A 2,805-nucleotide genomic window follows, 5' to 3' on the forward strand; every position below is an offset into this window, starting at 1 on the left:
TTTTTCATGATTTTCTAAATTCAGTGAGCGGGCCCTGGAATCGTGGTTGGATACGTGTCTTTACCAAAATTCCCTCACCTTGGTAATCTATGGACTCACCCTGCCCGTGGCGGTGGATGTGTGCAACCAGGTCATGGCGGGAGTTGGGCAGGAAATAGGTTGCCGTGGGATAGAGATCACCAATGGTCTTGGTAATCTGCTCAAGCAGGGCTTCCAGACCGGTTCCCTCTTTGATGGATGTCTCGATTACCACGGGATAGAGTGACTTGAGCCTGCTGACAGCAAAAGAGTCTCTTACCATATCCATCTTGTTTGCCAGCACAATTGCTGGTTTATCAGTACAGCCAAGATCCTCAAGTACCTCGACGGTGGTCGTGTAGCTTGCAAGCATATTGGGATGGGCAGCATCACAGACAATGATGAGAAAATCTGCAAAACGGGCTTCCTCGAGCGTGCTCCGGAATGCCTGGACAAGGTGGTGGGGTAGGTCGCTGACAAACCCGACCGTATCGGAGAGCAGGATCTCTTCCCCTCCTGGGAGCTTTACCTTTCTGGTGGTGGGGTCCAGGGTCGCAAAGAGCTTGTTTTCTGCAAGGACCCCTGCACTGGTTAGGGCATTGAGCAGGCTGGACTTGCCGCTGTTGGTGTACCCTACAATGGCACCCGTTGGGATGTTGGTATTCATCCGCTGGCTGCGTTGGGTATTGCGCTGTTGCACTACCTTTTCCAACTGAGCTTTCAAGCTGACAATTTTCTCCTGAATCTGCCGTCTATCGAGCTCTAGCTGTTTTTCACCCTCTCCGCGGGTTCCTTTCACTCCACCATGTTGCCGTCCGAGACTGGTCCATCTTCTGGTGAGTCTGGGCAGCGAATATTCGAGTCGTGCGAGTTCAACTTGCAGTACTGCTTCCTTGGTTGCAGCTCTGTCTGCAAAGATCTGAAGGATGACTTCGTCACGGTCTATCACACAGATGGAGAGAATGCTCTCCAGGTTGCGCTGCACACGAGGACTGATCGGGCAGTCGAAAACGATCAGGTCAGGCTCTTTTTCTGCTATCAGTGCCTTGATCTGTTCCACCTTGCCGCTTCCGATCATGGTTGCACTGTGCATCTTCCTGAGCGGGATATACTCAGTATGAATGGCCAGTGGGCCCATGGTGTCTACCAAGGCCTCCAGTTCTTGTGCACGGTTTTGTGTGGTTTGTGGTGTGTCTTCACTGTTTACAAGGACCAAGAGCAGTGCTCTCTGTCGTTCATCTTGTATATCGAGGCCGGAAATATTCTTTTCAGTGTCTTCTGTTTGTGTACTACCCATTGGTGTTGACTATAGGGCTGGTTAACGAGCAAGTCAATATGTGATACACTTCGTCAACTGGCTCACATTGAGCCGATAATGAGGTGAATCATGGGTGTTAATTGCGGCATAGTTGGGCTCCCCAACGTAGGAAAATCTACTATATTCTCAGCACTTACGGCAGCTCCTGCCGAAGTAGCGAACTATCCTTTCTGTACCATCGATCCCAATGTGGGTATCGTCTCCGTTCCTGATAAGCGGCTGGACAAGATAGCCACCCTGATTCCGCCTGAGCGTGTTGTTCCTGCAACATTCGAATTTGTCGATATTGCAGGGTTGGTAGCTGGTGCAAGCAAGGGAGAGGGGCTTGGCAACCGGTTTCTCGCTTCTATCAGGGAAGTTGGGGTAATCGCACACGTAGTTCGCTGCTTTGAAAACAGCGATATCGTTCATGTTAACAATAAGATCGATCCATTGGGGGATATCGAGACCATCAATATTGAGTTGGCTCTGGCCGACCTTGATACCGTGACAAACCGATGGGCAAAACAATCCAGGCTCAATCGGCTGAGCAAGGAAGCACAGAAAGAGATGGAGAAATCCCTCCCTGTGCTTGAGAGGCTCAAGGATTGCCTTGAGCAGGGAAAGAGTGCACGGAGCCTGCAACTTGATGAGGATGAACTTGCACTGGTCTCTGATCTTCACTTGATCACTCTCAAACCGGTCATCTATGTCTGCAACGTAGATGAGGAAGGCATTGTTGAAGAAAATGCATTCGTGAAGCAGGTGAGAGCTGTGGCTGAGCAAGAAGGTTCAGAGGTAGTGGTTATCTGTGGAAAGATAGAGTCAGAGATTGCTGTATTGGAAACAGAGGAGGAGAAGCAGGAATTTCTTGAAGCTGTAGGGCTTCAGGAATCCGGTCTCAACCAGCTGATCCGTAGCGCCTATCACATTCTTGGCCTACGTACCTTCTTCACCGCAGGTTCTGATGAAGATAGGGCGTGGACCTTCCGCGCCGGATACAAGGCTCCACAGGCTGCTGGAGTCATTCACTCAGATTTTGAGCGGGGATTCATCAAGGCCGAGGTATATAACTGTGAAGACCTTTTCACCTATGGAAGTGAACAGAAGGTCAAGGTAGCAGGGAAGCTGAGGATGGAAGGCAAAGAGTACTTGGTGCAGGATGGGGATATCATGCACTTCAAGTTCAATGTCTAGGTGTTACCAACGAACAGTGAATGTAATGGGCTCGGCAAGCAAGAGGAAGTCGATGAGTGGGAAGCTGAATTCATACACGTTTGCCGATACCTTTCTCCCATTGCTGAACGATGTGATCTCCTTTGGGGTATTCACCCTGAGGGTAATCACAGATCGTTCAATTGCAGGAGGCCCTTCCTCTCCAAGCATGAAACTGATCATCTCAAGATAGTCGGCTTCACTGAGCCCTTGGTTGTACACCGGCCCAAATGCTTCAAAGTTTTCATCAGCCAGGAAAGGGATGACGGGAACCA

General features: G+C 50.1%; 2 protein-coding genes and 1 pseudogene. 1 reads left to right on the top strand and 2 read right to left on the bottom strand.

What is annotated here, in order from left to right:
* Positions 1 to 4: 4 nt before the first annotated feature.
* A complete protein-coding gene (gene hflX / locus AB7S66_RS12365) occupies positions 5 to 1,315 on the bottom strand; it encodes a GTPase HflX (protein WP_428520446.1) in 1,311 nt (436 codons plus the stop codon).
* 90 nt (positions 1,316 to 1,405) lie between these two features.
* On the opposite strand from hflX, the gene ychF reads away from it, so the two are divergent.
* Positions 1,406 to 2,512: a redox-regulated ATPase YchF gene (gene ychF, locus AB7S66_RS12370; RefSeq protein WP_428520448.1), complete on the top strand. Its 1,107-nt coding sequence runs from the start codon at positions 1,406 to 1,408 to the stop codon at positions 2,510 to 2,512.
* Positions 2,513 to 2,515: 3 nt separating this feature from the next.
* Here the strand turns inward: ychF and AB7S66_RS12375 are convergent.
* Positions 2,516 to 2,805: pseudogene (locus AB7S66_RS12375) on the bottom strand (hypothetical protein); the annotation flags it as partial.

Source organism: Sphaerochaeta sp., assembly GCF_050178175.1.
Taxonomy (GTDB): Bacteria; Spirochaetota; Spirochaetia; order Sphaerochaetales; family Sphaerochaetaceae; genus Sphaerochaeta.

Coding starts and splice junctions, on each gene's coding strand:
- hflX (WP_428520446.1), bottom strand. CDS start 1,315: ATGGGTAGTACACAAACAGAAGACACTGAAAAGAATATTTCCGGCCTC.
- ychF (WP_428520448.1), top strand. CDS start 1,406: ATGGGTGTTAATTGCGGCATAGTTGGGCTCCCCAACGTAGGAAAATCT.